This is a genomic window from Parafrankia sp. FMc2, assembly GCF_041008525.1.
In the GTDB taxonomy this organism is placed as follows: domain Bacteria; phylum Actinomycetota; class Actinomycetes; order Frankiales; family Frankiaceae; genus Parafrankia.
Window position 1 is genome coordinate 1 of sequence record NZ_JBFLUG010000371.1, and the last position, 1,597, is coordinate 1,597.

General features: G+C 70.4%; 2 protein-coding genes. Both read right to left on the reverse strand.

Features of this window, described 5'->3' with window-relative positions; all coding sequences use genetic code 11:
• Window positions 1-168: 168 nt before the first annotated feature.
• Window positions 169-774, reverse strand: coding sequence for a TetR/AcrR family transcriptional regulator (locus tag AB1460_RS37335; RefSeq protein ID WP_368967266.1), 606 nt, complete (start codon window positions 772-774; stop codon window positions 169-171).
• A gap of 38 nt (window positions 775-812) precedes the next feature.
• On the reverse strand, window positions 813-1,597 hold a 785-nt coding region (locus AB1460_RS37340), incomplete at its 5' end, for an enoyl-CoA hydratase/isomerase family protein (protein ID WP_368967267.1).

The following is a 1,597-nucleotide window of genomic DNA, read 5'->3' on the forward strand; positions in this document are numbered from 1 at the left end:
CACGATCAAGACCCTGCTCAAACGCGTTCAGTACCGGCCCGACCTGATCGCCGGCTTCCTCGGCCAGACCGAGCTGATCATCGACCCGGAACCGCCGTAGCCAGACCCCGACCATTCAAGATCTGTAGCCCGCGAGGTCGGCGGCCAGTTGGTGCTGTCACAGTCAGATCAGGTGAGCAGCATCCGGCGTGCCAGCCGCTTCCAACCTGCCAGATGGGGATCGGAGCTCGGGTCCCGGGGGTCGAACGCGTAGGTGAGGGCGACGCCGCGCATGCTCGTGTTGAGGATGTCCCGTACGTCGGCATACTCGGGGCGCGAGGTCAGGTCAGAACCGAACATCTCGTCGATCACGGTGCGGATCGTCGCGCCGAGCGCCTGCTCCTTCGGCGCGAGCGCCTCGGCCAGGTGGCGGTTCGAACGAGCTGCGAGCCAGAGCTCGGTCGCGGCCCAGAAGTAGCCCTGCTGGTACATCGACCAGAGCGCGTCGACGGCGGCGTCGATGCGCTTCCCGGGGTTCTTCGGCCGGACAGTCCGCTCCCCCGTGCTCGCGACCCGTGCCTCGGCGATGTGCTGGACCGCCGCCACGAGAAGTGCGTCGCGGTTGGGGTACTGGTGCAGCAGGCGGCCCCGACTGACACCTGCCCGCTCCTGGATCTTCAGGGTCGACGCGCCGCTGTAGCCGAGCTCGATCAAGACGTCGACCGCGGTGTCGAGGATGTGCTGCTGTGTCACGCGGCTGCGCGCCTCGTAGTCGCCGTAGCTCGGCTCTGCCACCGACTTTCTCATCGCCAACGTCCGACCTTCCCGTCAGTTCACCGCCTGCCGACGAACCGGGAGATGAGCGCCGCAGTTGCGTCGTCACCCATGGCGCGCGAGATCGTCGCGGCCTCGTCGTCGAGGTGCTCGTCGAGGCCGCGACCCCACGATGCCCGGACGAGCCTACGAGACTCGCCGAGTGCGCGGATCGGACGCGCCGCGAGAGCGACGGCGTGCTCGCGTGCCCGCGCCAGCAGGTCGGCGTCAGGGCAGACCTCTGTGACGATCCCGAGGTCGAGTGCGCGGGCAGTCGCGACCGGCTCGGACGTCAGGATCAGCTCGGTCGCGCGCCGCTGGCCGACTGCCCGCGGCAGCAGCCAGGACAGCCCGCCGTCCGGGGTGAGGCCGACCGAGGTGTATGCCGTGACGAACCGGGCGGACTCCCCGGCGACCACGATGTCGGCGCCGAGGACAAGCGAGAACCCGATCCCGGCCGCGGCGCCCTGAACCGCGGCCACGACCGGCTTGCGCAGCCCGTGGATCGCTCGGACCGCCTCGTGCGCGGCTCCGGCGAGCTCCGCCGCAAAGGCCGAACGGTCCGGTGCTGCCGCCATGGCGGCGAGGTCTCCCCCGCCGCAGAACCGGTCGCCGCGACCGCGGAGCAAGACCACGTCGACGTCCGGGTCTGCGTCCGCGCGCTGGATCGCGCCGGCGAGATCGCGGGCGACCGTGAGGTCCATGGCGTTGGAGACCTGGGGACGGTTGAGCACCACCTCGGCGACGCGGCCGTGAGCGGCGTACTCGACCGAGGGCGTGGGGGTGGGGGTGCGTTGTGGTATAC